At 64.1% G+C, this 16,588-nt stretch carries 18 protein-coding genes; 10 read left to right on the plus strand and 8 right to left on the minus strand.

All coding sequences use genetic code 11. From position 1 onward, the window contains the following. Nucleotides 1–183 precede the first annotated feature (183 nt). Both NH14_RS15375 and NH14_RS15380 read left to right on the plus strand, forming a co-directional pair. Complete coding sequence (locus tag NH14_RS15375) at nt 184–987, plus strand: 3-hydroxybutyrate dehydrogenase (RefSeq protein ID WP_035522807.1); 804 nt, start codon at nt 184–186, stop codon at nt 985–987. A 15-nt stretch (nt 988–1,002) separates the two neighbouring features. Continuing rightward, on the plus strand, nt 1,003–2,361 hold the full coding sequence (locus tag NH14_RS15380; protein ID WP_035522809.1) for a DUF3734 domain-containing protein: 1,359 nt from the start codon (nt 1,003–1,005) through the stop codon (nt 2,359–2,361). An 83-nt stretch (nt 2,362–2,444) separates the two neighbouring features. On the opposite strand, the gene NH14_RS15385 is transcribed toward NH14_RS15380, so the two are convergent. Next, on the minus strand, nt 2,445–3,644 hold the full coding sequence (locus tag NH14_RS15385; protein ID WP_035522812.1) for an amino acid aminotransferase: 1,200 nt from the start codon (nt 3,642–3,644) through the stop codon (nt 2,445–2,447). Nucleotides 3,645–3,912: 268 nt separating this feature from the next. Here NH14_RS15385 and uvrB point away from each other — a divergent pair, with 268 nt between their 5' ends. From uvrB to NH14_RS15420, 7 genes are all read left to right on the plus strand, one after another. Further along, nucleotides 3,913–5,994 carry an excinuclease ABC subunit UvrB gene (gene uvrB, locus NH14_RS15390; protein WP_035522815.1) on the plus strand — a complete coding sequence of 694 codons (2,082 nt, stop codon included), beginning with the start codon at nt 3,913–3,915 and terminating at the stop codon, nt 5,992–5,994. A 231-nt stretch (nt 5,995–6,225) separates the two neighbouring features. After that, nucleotides 6,226–6,774 (plus strand): iron transporter, encoded by a 549-nt coding sequence (locus tag NH14_RS15395; protein ID WP_035522818.1) that lies wholly within the window; start codon nt 6,226–6,228, stop codon nt 6,772–6,774. 63 nt (nt 6,775–6,837) lie between these two features. Further along, a complete protein-coding gene (locus tag NH14_RS15400) occupies nt 6,838–7,191 on the plus strand; it encodes a cupredoxin domain-containing protein (RefSeq protein ID WP_035522820.1) in 354 nt (117 codons plus the stop codon). A 96-nt stretch (nt 7,192–7,287) separates the two neighbouring features. Further along, on the plus strand, nt 7,288–8,133 hold the full coding sequence (locus tag NH14_RS15405) for an FTR1 family iron permease (protein ID WP_035522824.1): 846 nt from the start codon (nt 7,288–7,290) through the stop codon (nt 8,131–8,133). Beyond that, nucleotides 8,130–9,560 (plus strand): 4Fe-4S binding protein, encoded by a 1,431-nt coding sequence (locus NH14_RS15410; protein WP_035522827.1) that lies wholly within the window; start codon nt 8,130–8,132, stop codon nt 9,558–9,560. The genes NH14_RS15405 and NH14_RS15410 overlap by 4 nt, the downstream gene beginning before the upstream one ends. A 196-nt stretch (nt 9,561–9,756) precedes the next feature. Next, nucleotides 9,757–10,164, plus strand: a complete 408-nt coding sequence (locus NH14_RS15415) for a GlcG/HbpS family heme-binding protein (protein WP_035522830.1) — start codon at nt 9,757–9,759, stop codon at nt 10,162–10,164. 31 nt (nt 10,165–10,195) lie between these two features. Next, entirely contained in the window at nt 10,196–10,375 is a 180-nt protein-coding gene (locus tag NH14_RS15420; RefSeq protein ID WP_035522833.1) for a hypothetical protein, read from the plus strand. A gap of 90 nt (nt 10,376–10,465) precedes the next feature. On the opposite strand, the gene hemP is transcribed toward NH14_RS15420, so the two are convergent. From hemP to NH14_RS15440, 4 genes are all read right to left on the minus strand, one after another. Next, the gene (gene hemP / locus NH14_RS15425; protein WP_035523083.1) at nt 10,466–10,720 is read right to left on the minus strand and encodes a hemin uptake protein HemP; all 255 of its coding nucleotides are present in this window, start codon (nt 10,718–10,720) and stop codon (nt 10,466–10,468) included. A gap of 187 nt (nt 10,721–10,907) precedes the next feature. Continuing rightward, entirely contained in the window at nt 10,908–11,393 is a 486-nt protein-coding gene (locus NH14_RS15430; RefSeq protein ID WP_035523086.1) for an SRPBCC family protein, read from the minus strand. Nucleotides 11,394–11,431: 38 nt separating this feature from the next. After that, nucleotides 11,432–11,830, minus strand: a complete 399-nt coding sequence (locus NH14_RS15435) for an OsmC family protein (RefSeq protein WP_035522835.1) — start codon at nt 11,828–11,830, stop codon at nt 11,432–11,434. 187 nt (nt 11,831–12,017) lie between these two features. After that, nucleotides 12,018–12,899 (minus strand): pirin family protein, encoded by an 882-nt coding sequence (locus NH14_RS15440; protein WP_035522838.1) that lies wholly within the window; start codon nt 12,897–12,899, stop codon nt 12,018–12,020. Nucleotides 12,900–13,021: 122 nt separating this feature from the next. Between NH14_RS15440 and NH14_RS15445 the strand changes: the two genes are divergently transcribed. Beyond that, nucleotides 13,022–14,029 (plus strand): LysR family transcriptional regulator, encoded by a 1,008-nt coding sequence (locus NH14_RS15445; RefSeq protein ID WP_052147844.1) that lies wholly within the window; start codon nt 13,022–13,024, stop codon nt 14,027–14,029. Between the two features lie 480 nt (nt 14,030–14,509). Here the strand turns inward: NH14_RS15445 and NH14_RS15450 are convergent, their stop codons facing one another. From NH14_RS15450 to NH14_RS15460, 3 genes are read right to left on the minus strand one after another with little or no spacing between them, the layout of a single operon-like run. Beyond that, a complete protein-coding gene (locus NH14_RS15450) occupies nt 14,510–14,929 on the minus strand; it encodes an ExbD/TolR family protein (protein WP_035522840.1) in 420 nt (139 codons plus the stop codon). A 19-nt stretch (nt 14,930–14,948) separates the two neighbouring features. Beyond that, a complete protein-coding gene (locus tag NH14_RS15455; protein WP_035522843.1) occupies nt 14,949–15,674 on the minus strand; it encodes a MotA/TolQ/ExbB proton channel family protein in 726 nt (241 codons plus the stop codon). 54 nt (nt 15,675–15,728) lie between these two features. After that, the gene (locus tag NH14_RS15460; protein WP_035522845.1) at nt 15,729–16,481 is read right to left on the minus strand and encodes an energy transducer TonB; all 753 of its coding nucleotides are present in this window, start codon (nt 16,479–16,481) and stop codon (nt 15,729–15,731) included. Nucleotides 16,482–16,588: the final 107 nt, after the last annotated feature.

Consider the following 16,588-nt stretch of genomic DNA (forward strand, 5'->3'; position numbering starts at 1 on the left):
CTCGCGGCGCACGCCAACATTGTCGGGATCGACGTCGCGGCGCACGGGCTTCATGCACAATAGCGCGGTTGGCTGCGGCGCAACATCCGGCCGAATGGCGTAGGCAAATCCTTAAGCCATTCGACAGGTTTGACGGTATGCGTGCGCTGGAGTCTCATCTCGTCTACTACCTGGAGGTGCTCGATGTCGTCTCTCACTCTGAATATGAAGCTCGATGGCAAGGTTGCAGTCGTTACTGGCGCGGCCAGCGGCATCGGCAAGCAGATCGCGCTCACTCTCGCGCAGGCGGGCGCGGCGGTTGCCATCGCCGACCTCAACCAGAGCGGCGCCGACGCCGTGGCCGCGGAGATCAAGGGCGCGGGCGGCAAGGCCATCGGCGTGGCCATGGACGTCACGAGCGAAGAGGCTGTGAACCAGGGCATCGACCGCGTGGCGGCCGAGCTTGGCCCGGTCGACATCCTCGTTTCGAACGCGGGCATCCAGATCGTGAACCCCATCGAAAACTACGCGTTCTCCGACTGGAAGAAGATGCAGGCCATTCACGTGGACGGCGCGTTCCTCACCACCAAGGCCGTGCTCAAGCATATGTACAAGGACGATCGCGGCGGCGTCGTGATCTACATGGGCTCGGTGCATTCGCACGAGGCTTCGCCGCTCAAGTCGGCGTATGTCGCGGCCAAGCATGCGCTGCTGGGTCTCGCGCGCGTGCTCGCGAAGGAAGGCGGCAAGCACAATGTACGCTCGCACGTGGTTTGCCCGGGCTTCGTGCGCACGCCGCTGGTGGAAAAGCAGATTCCCGAGCAGGCCAAGGAACTCGGCATTTCCGAGGAGGAAGTGGTCAAGCGCGTGATGCTGGGCGGCACCGTCGATGGCATCTTCACGACGGTCGAGGACGTGGCGCAAACGGTGCTGTTCCTCTCGGCGTTCCCGAGCGCGGCCTTTACGGGCCAGTCGTTCGTGGTGAGCCACGGCTGGTTCATGCAATAACGCGGAGAGCCGGCCATGGCGCAGCGCAAGAAAGGGCGGGTCGAATCGGGCGCGGTCGGCGATGAGGCCGGCGCGCGCACTGGAACCGGGTTGCGATCCAATGGGCGATCCGAGGCAGGTTCCGCCAAGGAGCCGGGCTCGCCGGCGCGCGCAAAGCCGGCGCCTTCGTCAGCCGCGCGCCCGCAGTCGTTTGTGTCGAGCTGCGCGAGCGAGTCCGGGCAGTGGGAAACCATCGCGCTCACGCTGCAAGGCGGCGGCGCGCTGGGTGCCTACCAGGCGGGCGTCTACGAAGGCCTGGTCGAAGCCGGCATCACGCCCAACTGGATCGCGGGCATCTCGATCGGCGCGCTCAATACGGCGCTGATCGCGGGCAACGCGCCCGAGCATCGCGTGGCGCGGCTGCGCGAGTTCTGGGAGACGATCTGCCAGCCCGCGTACACGCCGCCGTTGCCGGCCTTCATCGAGCATGCTTTGTTCAACTCGGGCGAGGCCATCCGCAAAACCTTCACGGCCATGCAGGCGGCGAGTGCGGTGGTCGAAGGCCAGAAGGGCTTTTTCGTGCCGCGCGTTCCGCCGCCGCTGCCGCAGGCGTCCGGGCATCCGGAGAAGGCGAGCTATTACGACACCAAGCCGCTCAAGGCCACGCTCGAACGCCTGTGCGACTTCGATCGCATCAATTCGCGCGAGATTCGCGTGTCGGTCGGGGCCGTGAACGTGGCGAGCGGCAACTTCGCCTACTTCGACAACGCCACCACCAAATTGCGGCCCGAGCACTTCATCGCCTCGGGGGCGTTGCCGCCTGGTTTCGCGGCGGTGGAGATCGACGGCGAGTATTACTGGGACGGCGGGCTGATGTCGAATACGCCGCTCTACGAGGTGATCCAGACATCGCCCCGGCGCGATACGCTCGCGTTCCAGGTGGATTTATGGAGCGCGCGCGGGCCGGTGCCCGACAGCATCGCCGACGTTCAGGGCCGCGTGAAGGACATTCAGTATTCAAGCCGCACGCGTCTCGTGACCGACATGCTCCAGCGTGCACAGCGTTACCGGCATGTGCTGCGCGAGGTGCTGGATCGCGTCGCTCCCGAGCATCGGGACGACGCATGGGTCAAGCTGGCCGACGAGCTCTCTTGCTCGAAGAAATACAACGTGATCCACCTGATCTACCGGCAGAAGGAGTACGAGGGCCACTTCAAGGACTTCCAGTTCGGCATCTCGACGATGCGCGAGCACTGGGCGAGCGGCCTGGAGGATATTCGCGCGTCGCTCGCTCAGCCGGACTGGCTCGACAAGCCCGACAACGACTCCGGCTTTGTCACGCACGACATTCATCGTGACAGCCGGGGGCCCGGCAATGGGGAGCACGGCAGCTAGCGAGCAGCGCCTTCAGAAAACAAAAAGCGCCCGTTCTTTCGAACGGGCGCTTTTTTTCCTGCCTGTGTTGTGCCGGTGTTGCCTTACTTCAGCACTTGCACGACGGCGTGAGCCACGGCGTCGAGGTTGCGCGTGTTCAGCGCGGCCACGCAGATGCGGCCCGTGCTCACGGCGTAGATGCCGAATTCTTCGCGCAGGCGATCGACTTGCGCCGCCGTCAGGCCCGAGTACGAGAACATGCCGCGCTGTACGTTGATGAAGTTGAAGTCGCGGTCCACGCCCGCTGCCGCGAGGCGCTCGACGAGGCCCGTGCGCATTGCGCGGATGCGGTTGCGCATTTCGCCCAGTTCGGTTTCCCACATCGCGCGCAGTTCGGCCGAGCCGAGCACCGCTGCGACCACCGAGCCGCCGTGCGTCGGCGGGTTCGAGTAGTTCGTGCGGATCACGCGCTTGAGCTGCGAGAGCACGCGTGCCGACTCTTCCTTGCTGTTGGTGATGATCGACAGCGCGCCCACGCGCTCGCCATACAGCGAGAACGACTTCGAGAACGACGACGAAACGAACACGTTGAGTTCCGAAGCCGCGAACAGGCGCACGACTTCGCCGTCTTCGGCGATGCCGTCACCGAAACCTTGATAAGCGATGTCGAGGAACGGCACGAGGTTGCGCGCCTTCACGGCCTCGATCACCTGCTTCCACTGGTCGATCGTGAGGTCCACGCCGGTCGGGTTGTGGCAGCAAGCGTGCAGCACGACGACGGTGCCCGCGGCGTAGCTGTTGAGCGCGTTCAGCATGCCTTCGAAGTTCACGCCGTTGGTCTGCGCGTCGTAGTACGGGTAGGCGACCACTTCGAAGCCCGCGCTTTCGAACAGCGCACGGTGGTTTTCCCAGCTCGGGTCGCTGATCGCGACCTTGGCGTTCGGGTTCACGCGCTTGAGGAAATCGGCGCCGATCTTCAGTGCCCCCGTGCCGCCCAGTGCCTGCGCCGTGACGACGCGGCCTGCCGCGATCAGCGGCGAGTCGTCGCCGAGCAGCAGCTTTTGCACGGCTGCGTCATAGGCGGCAATGCCTTCGATGGGCAGATAGCCGCGCGGCAGACCGGCTTCGACGCGGGCCTTTTCCGCCTCGCGCACCGCGCGCAGCAGCGGAATCTTGCCTTCTTCGTTGGTGTACACGCCCACGCCGAGGTTCACCTTGGTCGCGCGCGTATCGGCGTTATAGGCTTCGTTCAGACCCAGGATCGGGTCGCGGGGGGCGAGTTCGACAGCGGAAAAGAGGGACATGATGATTCGGCAAAAGTGAGTGAGAAGCTCGGTGGGCCGCGCGCTGCGGGTATTGCGGGTTGCGTCGGGCAGCCGGCCACGCAGCTCGCCATTGTAACGAATCCTCGGGCCGTTTTTTCGCCGACAGCGACATTGGCGGGGCCATTTTTTCAATGCCGACCGACGGTTGGGCGCCGGATGGCTCGCCATGGCCCGCCTTGGTGAGGGCAGCGGCGAGATTGCGCAAGACGCTAGAATAGTTGTTTGCTCCGCGCCCAGGATGTCACCCATGTCCGACCACACCGTCGCCGACGCGCCCGCGCTCGACGAGTCGAAGTTCGTTCAGTACGAAGGCTCGCCGTTTCAGCTCTACCAGCCGTATCTGCCGGCCGGCGACCAGCCGACCGCCATCGAAACGCTTGTCGAAGGGGTGGAGGACGGTCTTTCGTTTCAGACCCTGCTTGGCGTGACCGGCTCGGGCAAGACCTTCACGATGGCTAACACGATCGCGCGCCTCGGCCGCCCGGCCATCGTGTTCGCGCCCAACAAGACGCTCGCCGCGCAGCTTTACGCCGAATTCCGCGAGTTCTTTCCGCGCAACGCGGTCGAGTACTTCGTCTCGTACTACGACTACTATCAGCCGGAAGCTTATGTGCCGCAGCGCGATCTCTTCATCGAGAAGGATTCGTCGATCAACGAGCACATCGAGCAGATGCGCCTTTCGGCCACCAAGAGCCTGATGGAGCGCCGCGACGTGGTGATCGTCGCGACCGTCTCGGCGATCTACGGTATCGGCAATCCGTCCGAGTACCACCAGATGATCCTCACGCTGCGCCAGGGCGACCGCATCGGCCAGCGCGACGTCATCGCGCGCCTGATCGCGATGCAATACACGCGCAACGAGCAGGATTTCCAGCGCGGCACCTTCCGCGTGCGTGGCGACACCATCGACATTTTCCCGGCCGAGCACGCCGAAATGGCTGTGCGACTCGAACTCTTCGACGACGAAGTGGAGACGCTGCAACTGTTCGATCCGCTCACGGGCCGCGTGCGCCAGAAGATTCCGCGCTTCACGGTCTATCCGTCGTCGCATTACGTGACGCCGCGCGAGACCGTGCTGCGCGCGGTCGAGACGATCAAGGCCGAACTGCGCGAGCGGCTCGAGTTCTTCCACAGCGAGGGCAAGCTTGTGGAGGCGCAGCGTCTGGAGCAGCGCACCCGCTTCGATCTGGAAATGCTCCAGGAACTGGGCTTCTGCAAGGGCATCGAGAACTACTCGCGGCACTTCTCGGGCGCGCTGCCCGGCGAGCCGCCGCCCACGCTCGTCGATTACCTGCCCACCGACGCGATGATGTTCCTCGACGAATCGCACGTGCTGATCGGCCAGTTGAACGGCATGTACAACGGCGACCGGGCGCGCAAGGAAAATCTCGTCGACTACGGTTTTCGCCTGCCTTCGGCGCTCGATAACCGGCCGCTCAAGTTCAACGAGTTCGAGCGCAAGATGCGCCAGGTCGTATTCGTCTCGGCCACGCCCGCCGACTACGAGAAAAAGGTTACGGGCCAGATCGCCGAGCAGGTGGTGCGCCCGACCGGTCTCGTCGACCCGGTGATCGAAGTGCGCCCGGCCGCCACCCAGGTCGACGATGTGCTCGCCGAGATCAACGAACGCGTCGCCGTGGGCGAGCGCGTGCTGGTGACCACGCTCACCAAGCGCATGGCCGAGCAGCTCACCGAGTTTCTCGCCGACCACGGCGTGAAGGTGCGCTATCTGCACAGCGACATCGACACGGTCGAGCGCGTGGAGATCATCCGCGACCTGCGTCTGGGCACCTTCGACGTGCTGGTGGGCATCAACCTGCTGCGCGAGGGCCTCGACATTCCCGAGGTCTCGCTCGTGGCGATTCTCGACGCCGACAAGGAAGGCTTCCTGCGCGCCGAGCGCTCGCTCATCCAGACCATCGGCCGGGCGGCTCGCAACGTGAACGGCAAGGCGATTCTCTACGGCGACCGCATCACCGACTCGATGCGCCGCGCCATCGACGAGACCGAGCGCCGCCGCGCCAAGCAGATGGCCTTCAACGAAGAGCACGGCATCGTGCCGCGCGGCGTGGTCAAGCGCATCAAGGACATCATCGACGGCGTCTACAACGTGGACGACGCGCGCGCCGAACTGCGCGAGGAGCAGGAGCGCGCGAAGTTCGAAGACATGAATGAAAAGCAGATCGCGAAGGAGATCAAGAAGCTCGAGAAGCAGATGATGGACTACGCGAAGAACCTCGAATTCGAGAAGGCGGCGCAAACGCGCGACCAACTCGCGGTGCTGCGCCGGCGCGTGTTCGGGGCCAACGTGGATGATCACCCGGCCTGAGCGGGGTCGAGCGGCCTGAGCGCCGCCGTAAGCCAGCACGCCGTAAGCCAGCATTAAGGAAGCCTCGCTAAAACCCTGTTGCAGTGAGGTTTTCCGCGTGCGGCACTTTGTTCCGCGCCGGCATAGGTGTTAAACTCCGCCATTATTGAGAATTGTTCGCATTATCGTTATTACGTACATGTGCGCAACGGTTCGATGGTCAAATCATTCATAAGAACACCAGGAGTTTCGATGCGGATCCATTCTCTCTTGCGCGGCACCGTCGTCATTGCAGCCGCGAGCGCGGCGTTCGCGGCCCAGGCGGCCGAATACCCGATCGGCAAGCACCAGATCCAGGGCGGCATGGAAATCGGCGCGGTTTATCTGCAGCCGATCACGATGGAGCCCGAGGGCATGATGCGCAAGGCGTCGGATTCCGATATCCACCTGGAGTCGGACATCCACGCGGTGAAGAACAACCCGACGGGCTTCGCCGAAGGCGACTGGATGCCGTATCTGCAGGTTCGCTACGAACTGACCAAGCCGGGTTCGAGCTACGTGCAAAAAGGCGACCTGATGCCGATGGTCGCGAACGACGGCCCGCACTATGGCGATAACGTCAAGCTCGCAGGCCCGGGCAAGTACCACCTGAAGCTGATCGTCGAAGCGCCGATGCAGACGGGCCACATGGCATTCGGCCGTCACGTCGACAAGGAAACCGGCGTGGGTCCGTGGTTCAAGCCCATCACGCTCGAATACGACTTCCCGTTCGCGGGCATCGGCAAGAAGGGCGGCTATTAATCGTCGCTATTAGTAGCGACTAGTCGCTGAAAATCGCTGGACTCGATGGAGCAGGTAACACCGATGACTGGAATCCGGAAGTTTGCGGCGCTTGCGCTGTGTGCGTCTTTTGCAGCGTCGCTCGCGGGCGTGGCCAACGTGGCGCACGCCGAGGATCTTCCGACGTTCAAGCTGGAAATGAACGACGGCAAACTCAACCCCGCGCGCATCGAGGTGCCGGCGGGCAAGCGCATCAAGATCACGGTGCACAACACGGGCAAGGGCGCGGCGGAGTTCGAAAGCGTCCAGCTGCGCAAGGAGAAGGTGCTGGCGCCGGGCGCGGACTCGTTTGTCGTGATCGCGCCGCTGGATCCGGGCGAGTACAAGTTCTTCGACGATTTTCATCAGCAGGCGCAGGGCGTGATTGTTGCCAGGTGAGTGTTGCCAAATGAGCGTTGCCAGGTGACTGGCATCGTCGAAACGTCGTAGCAGGGAACGTGGCCGGTGCGTGAGCCGGCGGCAGGAGGTGTATTAATGGGTCAGGTCTTGTTCATCGTCTGGCGGGAGAGCGTCGAAGCGCTGCTCGTCGTCGGTATTCTTTATGCGTGGTTGAGAAACGGCGACGACGATGCGCGTCGCGGTTTGCCGTATCTGTGGGCAGGCGTGGGTGTCGGCGTGCTGGCGGCGGTCGCGCTGGGCGCGGCGCTCGTGGGCTTCACGGAGGTGCTCTCCGGCGATGCACAGGACTACTTCCAGACCGGCATGGTGCTGGTTGCGTGCGTGCTGATCGTGCAGATGGTGCTGTGGATGAAGCAGCACGGACGCACGCTCAAGCGCGAGATGGAGCAGTCGCTCGAGCAGACCACGCGCGATGCGAACTGGTGGGGCATCACGGCGCTCGTTGCGCTCGCCATTGCGCGCGAGGGCAGCGAGACGGTGATCTTCCTGTACGGCCTCGGCTTCGGCCAGTCGGGTCACGTGGATGCGAGCCAGTACATGGCCGTGCTGCTGGGCCTCGGCCTTGCGTTCCTCACGTTCTACCTGCTGCAACTGGGCGGCAAGGTGTTCTCGTGGCGCCACTTCTTCCGCGTTACCGAGATCATGCTGCTGTTTCTCGGCGCGGGCCTGTTCCAGACCGGCGTGGACAAGCTCATCGATAAGGAAGTCCTGCCGACGATCGTCGACCAGGTGTGGAATTCGTCGGCGATCCTCGACGATTCGAACACCTTCGGCTCGCTCGTCGCGACGCTTACGGGCTACCGCGCGCATCCGGCGCTCATGAACCTGATCGCCTATGCGGTGTACTGGCTCGTGGTGTGGTTCCTCGCTCGCCGCGCGGACAGTCGCGCCGCCGCCGTGACCAAGCGGAAGGCAGCATGAGTTGTTCGTTGAGCCAAGGCCCGGCCCGGCAGCCGCTGAGGCAGGGCTGGCTCGCCCAGGCGGGCCAATGGATGCAGCGGCACGGTGCGGTCATTCGCGCCGTGCAGTGGGTAGTGGTGGCGGTCTATGCGTTCCTGATTCTCGTGCCCGCCGTCATGCCGCTGCCCGGCGATACGGCGCATCTGTGGAATAACCTCACGCTCGCGGCGCAGTTCGTGTTCTGGGGCATCTGGTGGCCGTTCGTGCTGCTCTCGATGGTGCTGCTCGGGCGCGTATGGTGCGGCGTGCTGTGCCCCGAAGGCGCGCTCACCGAGTTCGCCAGCAAGTTCGGGCGCGGCAAGTCCATTCCGCACTGGATGCGCTGGGGCGGCTGGCCGTTCGTGGCGTTCGGCCTCACCACCATCTACGGACAGATGGTGAGCGTCTATCAGTACCCGAAGGCGGTGCTGCTCGTGCTGGGCGGCTCCACGCTCGGCGCGATGGTGATCGGCTTTCTGTACGGGCGCGAAAAGCGCGTCTGGTGCAAATATCTCTGCCCCGTGAACGGGGTTTTTTCGCTTCTGGCGCGTCTTGCGCCGTTTCACTTCAAGGTCAACGAAGACGCGTGGCGCAATTCGTACACGCACGGCGAGCATGGCGGCAAGCGCGTGATCCCCGTGAACTGTGCGCCGCTCGTGCCGCTGCGCAATATGAAAGGCGCAGCGTCGTGCCATATGTGCGGGCGCTGCAGCGGCCACCGCGACGCAATCGCGCTCACGTGGCGCTCGCCCTCGGAAGAAGTGGTGGCGCTCGGCGACAAGCAGGCGAGCGGCTGGGACACCGCGCTCATTCTGTACGGACTCCTTGGCATTGCGATCGGCGCGTTTCACTGGACCGCCTCGCGATGGTTTGTCGACCTCAAGCAGTCGATCGCTGGCTGGCTCATCGATCAGAACATCACCTGGCCGCTCGAAACCAATGCGCCGTGGTTCCTGCTCACGCATTATCCGGAGCAAAACGACGTGTTCTCGTGGCTCGACGGCACCATGATCGTCGGCTATATCGTCGTGACGGGGCTCGTTTACGGCACGGTGCTGCTCGCGATTCTCGCGCTCTCGACCGTATTCGTCGGACGTTTCGACATGCGCCGGCTCCATCACTTTGCGCAGGCGCTCATCCCGCTCGCGGGCGCTGGCGTGTTCCTCGGCTTGTCGGCCACGACGCTCTCGCTCTTGCGCGCCGAGCACATGCAGCTCGACTGGGCCTCGAGCGTGCGCATTGCAATCCTCGTAATCACCAATGCATGGAGCGCATGGCTCGCGTGGCGCGTCACGGGCCGCTATAGTACGCGTGCGTGGCAACGCGCGCTCGCGCTGGCGGGCTTCTGCGTGGCGCTTGCCGTGGTCGACAGCGCGTGGTGGCTGATGTTCTGGGGCTGGGCGCATTGAGCGTGAAGCGACCCAGGTCGCATAGCTTCGTCAATTGCGAATGACGGGTATACGGATAAGGACAGCGCCACGGCGCGAGTGTGCGTGTACTCTCAAAAGCCGGACTGGCAGCTTTGCATGGGACCGGAGTCAGTGCTTGAAGCCCTCGCTCCAATCGACAGGTGCGCCACCCGTTTTTAAATACTCGGAGACATGTATGCGAACCAGAGCAGTGCTAACCGACGAAGACGTGGTAAAGGTGGCCGATGCGGCCATTGCGCACGCTCGTGCGAACGAGTGGAAGGTGACGATTTCGATCGTCGACGACGGTGGACATCTGCTGTATCTGCGTCGTCTCGACGGCGCGCCGCCTATCAGCAGCGAAGTCGCGCCGGGCAAGGCGCGCACGGCCGCGCTGGGACGCCGCGAGAGCCGTTTCTTCGAGGAGATGATCCGCGACGGCCGCACGGCGTTCCTGAGCGTGCCGCTCACGGCCATGCTCGAAGGCGGCTTGCCGATCGTCGCGAACGGCGACGTGATTGGCGCGGTGGGTGTCTCGGGCGTGAAGGCCGATCAGGACGCGGCCATCGCACTGGCCGGTATCAAGGCGCTGAACCTCGAGTAAGCATGACAGTCATGGCGCGAATCGTCGCGCCATGACGCGTGTGGCCGTCAAAAAAGCAGAAAGCCGCGGCAATCGTCGCGGCTTTCTGCTTTTTGCTTCGTGCGGCAAGCGCTTCGCGCGCCGCTACGGTTTTGAGCATGAGAACAAAAAAAACGGCCTGGCTGGCTGCGACGGCTGCTTGAAGGAGGGATGCACGAACGAAGGGGTCTAGTCTCGCGTGCAAGCCGTCGTTGCTGGCTAATGCCCAACGCCTCTCGGTGGAGGCGGTCCCCACAATACCCGGTAATAAAAAACTAAAACGTTACTTGGTCAGAATCAGCTTGCCGAGCCGCGTCGCGCGCAACTGGTAAGTCTCGCCGTTGTGCACGATGCTCACGTGGCTGCGGCCTTGCAGCAGCGCGGCGCTGGCGAGCGTGCGATCGGCGCCCGCCTGCGGGGCGGCCGTGGCCGCCGTGTGGGGCTTTACGCCGGCCGGGCTGGCGCTCCTGTGCGCGCCGGTGAGGGCGGAGCCAGTGCGGCGCACGCTGAGTGTCGACGAGCGGTTGAATTCGGTCATGAGCGTGACGGGGTTGGATCTCGATTCGATGGAAATCATAATAAATGATAATCGTTCCCATTTGCAATATCGCGAAATTCATCGAAATCCCGCGGCGATAGCGTGACGCCCAAAAGACGACGCCCGGCCTCGAGCCGGGCGCTTGAAGAGTCCGCTGCCGGTCAGTACAACTGCCTGGCGCAGCCGCTCAGTGCAGCGGCGCTTCCGGCTCGCCCAGCCCCTGCACGTACTGACGTATGAGCCGCACGGTGTCGATATCTGACTCGCGATACGCCGATTTCACGATCTCCGAGGTCTGGCGGTCGTCCTCCGTATCGGCGGTCGGCAACGTCGTGCGGTACTCGAAGCGCAGGAATAGCTGCAACTCGTCGGGCTGCTCGATCGTCATCGTGAGCGAGCCGCCCACGTAGTCGGCGGTCGGGAGGATGTCGTAGCGCACGTTGTCGTTCGGCGTGAGCGTGACGCGGTCGCGCACCGTGGCCTGGCCGTAATGCAGCTCGCGTTCGAGCGTGTTGCCTTCGCGCGAAAGGATCGTGCAGTCGTCGAGACCGATCACGAAAAGCTGCGGTTGCTCGGCGCGCAGCACGAGGCCTTCCCAAAGCTGCTCGCGCGTCATGGGCAGGACGAGCGGGTTGAGCGGGTCGTTGATCTGGATGAGGTGTTCGAAATTCAAGGCGCGGCCTTCTTGTGGCTGGTTCCGTCCGTCGCCGCTCATGCGGCGACAAGCCCAGAGCGGATCGTGATCGTATTCGTCAGGACCTTGTGGACCGGGCAGGCGTTGGCGATCTGCAGCAGGCGCTCGCGCTGCTCGTTCGAGAGTGCGCCGTCGAGTGCGATCTGGCGATCGATCGTGGTGCCTTCGCTGCCGGTTTGCATCGACAGCTTCACGCGCACGCCTTCGAGCGGCCACTCTTTGCGCTGCGCATACATCTTCAGCGTGATCGACGTGCAGGCGCCAAGGCTCGACAGCAGCAGCGCAAAGGGCGCAGGGCCACGGTCGCCGCCGCCGGCCGATGCCGGTTCGTCGGCGAACCACGTGTGGGTGCCATCGTCGAACTGAACCTGGTAGTTGGTCGAGCCAATCTGTGCGGTGACTGCGGTTTCGGCCATGCGCTCCTCGCGGACGGAACGGTTGAAAGGGAACACGCCGCAGCCGGTTGGGCCAGCCCGTTGGGCCGGCCCGTGGGGCGCGCGGCATGGAAAACCTTATTGTGACGGAAAGCGGATCAGGCTGCGGAGGTGTCGACAATGCACGCACGCCGCGCGATTTCGAAACGCCCGGTCCAGCCCGGCGCACTCAGCGAGCGATGCTCCCCATGCGCCCCGCCTGATAGTCGAGCACCGCCTCGCGGATCTCCTGCTCGGTGTTCATCACGAACGGGCCGTAGCGCACGACTGGCTCGTTGAGCGGCAGGCCGCCGATCAGCAGCACTTCGACGGGCTCGGCCGCCTCGGCAGACGTGGCAATCGCGACGGTGTCGCCGTCGCCCGCGAAGGCCACCATGTGCTGCGCGCCGATCTCTTCGCCATTCGCCCCGTATTGCGCCGTGCCGGAAAGACCGTAGGCGAACACGTTCCAGCCCGCGGGCACCGGCTGCTCCACGCGCGCGCCGGGCGCAAGCGTGAAGTGCAGGTACAGGATCGGCGTGCGCGTTTCGATGGCCGCTCTCGCGCCCAGCGATTCGCCCGCGATGACCTTGACCGTGGCGAGGCCGTCCGCCGAGCGTCCCTGCGGAATCCGCGCATGCGGCATCTCCTGGTAGCGCGGCGCGATCATCTTGTCGCTGGCGGGCAGGTTCACCCACAACTGCAGCCCGTGCATGCGGCCGCCCGTGTGGACGAATTCGGGGTCGGGCATTTCGCTGTGAACCACGCCCGCGCCCGCCGTCATCCATTGCACGTCGCCGGGTCCGAGCGTGCCTGAATGGCCGGCCGAGTCCTTGTGGCCGGAGCGTCCCTCGAGCATATAAGTGACCGTCTCGAAGCCCCGGTGCGGATGATCGGGCGCGCCCTTGGCCGCGCCGGGCGCGTAATCGACCGGCCCCATCTCGTCGAGCAGCAGGAACGGATCGAAATCCATCAGCTGGCGGGTGGGGAAGGGTCGATTGACGATGAAGCCACCGCCCTCGGTGGTGCGAACCGCGGGAAAGACGTGGGCGATCGAGCGGACGGCCGACATGGATATCACCTCGAAAAAGTGGGAATTACGCGATATGCGAAACAAACCGCTATTATAGGTACCCGATTTGGCGTGTTTGACGGCCTGATCGCAATGGATTGTCCCATCGCTGGAACGACGACATGCAAATCGATTCGCACAACCTGAACGACCTGATGTACTTCTCGCAGGTGGTGGAGCACGGCGGATTCTCGGCCGCAGAACGCGTGCTTGGCATATCGAAGTCGCGTCTCTCGCGGCGGGTGAGCGAGCTGGAGGCGTCGCTCGGCGTGCGTCTGTTGCAGCGTTCCACACGCAAGCTCGCGCTTACCGAGGCAGGCGAGCTGTTCTACCAGCATTGCCGCGCGATGCTCTCGGAGGCGCAGGCCGCGGTGAACGTCGTTCAGTCATTGCGCTCGTCGCCGCGCGGCACGGTGCGCGTAAGCGTGCCGGTCACGCTGTCGCAAACCATCTTTTCGCAGATCATCCCCGAATTCATGCATCGCTACCCCGAAGTGCGGGTGGTGATGCGCGTGACGAACCGCGTGATCGACCTGTTCGAAGACTCGGTCGATATCGCCTTGCGCGTGCGCTCGGAGCCGCCGGAGAACGCCAATATCGTGGTGCGGCCGCTCTGGCGCACCGAGCAGATGCTGGTGGGCTCGCCCAGTTTGCTCGCGCAGAACGCGCCGCCGCTCGCGCCCGAGGATCTCACACGTTTCGAAACGCTCGATACGCCCACGAGCGATGGCCGCCATGTGTACCACCTGATCGCGCCCGACGGCACGCATCACGCGCACGAGCACGAGCCGAGGCTCATCACCGCCGACCTCACGGTCATTCGCGAAGCGGTGCTGGCCGGCCTTGGCATCGCCGCGATGCCGGAAATGATGTACGGTGCCGCGTTGCGCACGGGCAAGCTCTCGCCTGTGATGCCGGGCTGGACGCTGCCGGTGCCGCAGCTTTACGCGGTATTTCTCTCGCGCCAGGGCATGGTGCCCGCTGTGCGCGCGTTCGTCGACTATCTGGTCGAAGTGCTCGACTCCGGAAAGGGCCTGCAGCAGGAATGCCCGCTCAAGAGCGATGTGATTGCGCTGATGGGGCAGGGCGGCGCGCCGTCAACGAAGGCGCGCAAGAGCGAAACAGTTTGATGTCCGGATTTGAAGTCCGCGCGGTGCATCGCATATGAAAGCTCAAGCTTTGCGAACATGTACGGTACATGCTTACGCGGTACGTGCTTACGCGTGCCCGAATTTCGAGCCGATGCGCATAGCGCGAAACGGACTGTTGGTGCGCCGTTTGTGTTTTGGCATTTAAGCGCCGCCGGCAATCGTTACTTTCAATGGCCGAAGTATTGAACGCGGGCGGCGAGAGGAATATATTGAAATCCCTCTCGCCAAGCACCGGTCTTGTGCGGGAATTGATGGCCGCTATCATAGCGAGCCTTCAGGGCTGAAAGCGCAGTCCGTGTCGACCACGGCAGTCGCATGTGCCGATGTGAACCGAACGATTGTCGGGGATCGTCGCCACCGCCCGAATGCGCCGCGTGCGCACGAAAAAAGGCCCTCATCTGACGATGGGGGCCTTTTACTTTGGACTTCGAAATCTTCGGCTTCTTCGGTTTTCCTCGCTCAATGGCGGGCGGGATCGGTGACGAAGCCAAGTTTGGTCAGGCCGCCGCTCTGCGCGGCCGACATCACCTGCGCGACCTTTTCGTAGGCGACCTTGCGGTCCGCATTCAGATGCAGCTCGGGCTGCGGCTGCTGTTGCGCCGCTGCGGCGATCTTCGTCTTGAGCGCGTCGTCGTTGACGGCCGCGCCGTCCCACAGCACCGTGCCGTCCGCCTCGATCGCGATGTTGATCTGCGCGGGCTTGGCGTCTTCCTTCTGGCTGCTCGCGTGCGGCAGATCGATCTTCACAGCGTGGCGGATCACGGGAATCGTCACCATGAAGACGATCAGGAGAACCAACATGACGTCGACGAGCGGCGTCATGTTGATCTCGTTCATCAGGCCGTCGTCATCGTCGCTGGCAAAGGGGCTCATCGCCATGTTGCTGGCCTCCGCTCGATTAGTGGCTGCGCGCGGCGACGCGCAGATTGCCGCCCTTCGCCGTCGACGACAGGCGCGCGCCCGTTACGAAGAACGCATGCAGGCCGTGCGCGAAACGGTTGAGCTTCGTGACGACCGACTTGTTGGCGCGCGTGAGCGCGTTGTAGCCAAGCACGGCAGGAATCGCGACGAACAGGCCGAACGCGGTCATGATCAGCGCCTCGCCCACCGGGCCCGCCACCGCGTCGATCGAAGTCTGGCCCGTCGCGCCAATGGTGAGCAGCGCGTGATAGATGCCCCACACCGTGCCGAACAGGCCGACGAACGGCGCCGTGCTGCCGATCGAGGCGAGGATTGCGAGGCCCGACTGCATCTTCGCGATCGAGTCGTCCATGGTGTCCTTCAGGCAGCGCGTGATCCAGTCCGAGACGTCCATGCGGTCGTGCAGATGCGGCTGCGTCTGGTGATGATGCTCGGCGGCTTCCTGGCCCGAGAGCGCGAGCGCGAGGAACGGGTTGTCTTCGCGCGTGCCGCTGCCGAGCTTTTTCACGCCGTCGGCGAGATCGTCCGAATGCCAGAACGAGGTCTCGGCGTTCTTCGTAAGGCGCTTCAGGCGCGCGACGTTCCAGCCCTTCACGACGATAACGCACCAAGACAGCACCGACATGATCAGCAGCGCGAGCGCGATACCGCGCGTCACGAAATCCCCTTGCGCCCAGACGTGGGCGATACCGTAGTTCTGCATAGTTTTTCCTTTATTTCAATTCGTCTAAACAGTGCAATTCAGATGAGCGAGCCTTTAGTTTTGCAGGCTGAAATCGAATGGCTGCGTGTAGGCCGCGCGCACCGGCTGACCGTCTTCCATGTACGGCTTGCAAGTGCTGTTGCGCATGGCGGCAAGCGCGGCGTCGTCGAGGCGGCTGTAGCCGCTGCTCTTCCTGAGTTCGATGTTTTCGAGCTTGCCCGTGAGCCCCACCACGAAGTGCACGTGGGCCACGCCGGTCTCGCCGCGACGCTTCGAGAGCATCGGGTAATCGGGCTCGACGATGTTGCAGTCGAGATGCGAGACGTTTTTGGGCGCGGTGAGCGCCATCGTCGGCTTGCCTTGGGCGGGGGCGGCGGCCTGCGTGGCGGGCGCCGGAGCGGGCGGGGTGGGCGCGGGCGTCGCCGGTTCGGCGGGCGCGCTTGTTTCGATCACGTGCTGCGAGGGCGCGTCGGCGACCGGCAGCGGCGTGGGCGTTGGCTTGGGTTTGGGCTGAACCTTGGGTTGCTCGCGGCTCACGCGCGGCACCGGCTTGGGCGGAGGCGGCGTGGGCGTCGACTGGATCGCGGCCGGCGCGGCAACGGGTTCGGGCTGGAGCAGCTCGGCGGTGATGGTCCGCGATTCGAGCGAGACCGGCGTGATGGCGTTGCGTTGGTGCAGCGCGATGGCAACGAGTCCGGCGTGCAGCGCGACGACGGTCGCGCATGCGGTCACGACGCGGCGTTGCGTGCCCGAGGGACGAAAAGCGGGAAGCACTTGCGCGGTGGCGGTGGTTTGGGAAGCCTGCATGTTAGCGTGGCCGCCAGAAAAGCAACGGCGCGCAGGCTGGGCAACGCGTCGCAACGGGCGGCTTTATTTGCGAAAGATCAACAGCGAAATACACACAGTGGTCACGA

It is taken from the genome of Paraburkholderia sacchari (genome assembly GCF_000785435.2).
GTDB classification, from domain to species: domain Bacteria; phylum Pseudomonadota; class Gammaproteobacteria; order Burkholderiales; family Burkholderiaceae; genus Paraburkholderia; species Paraburkholderia sacchari.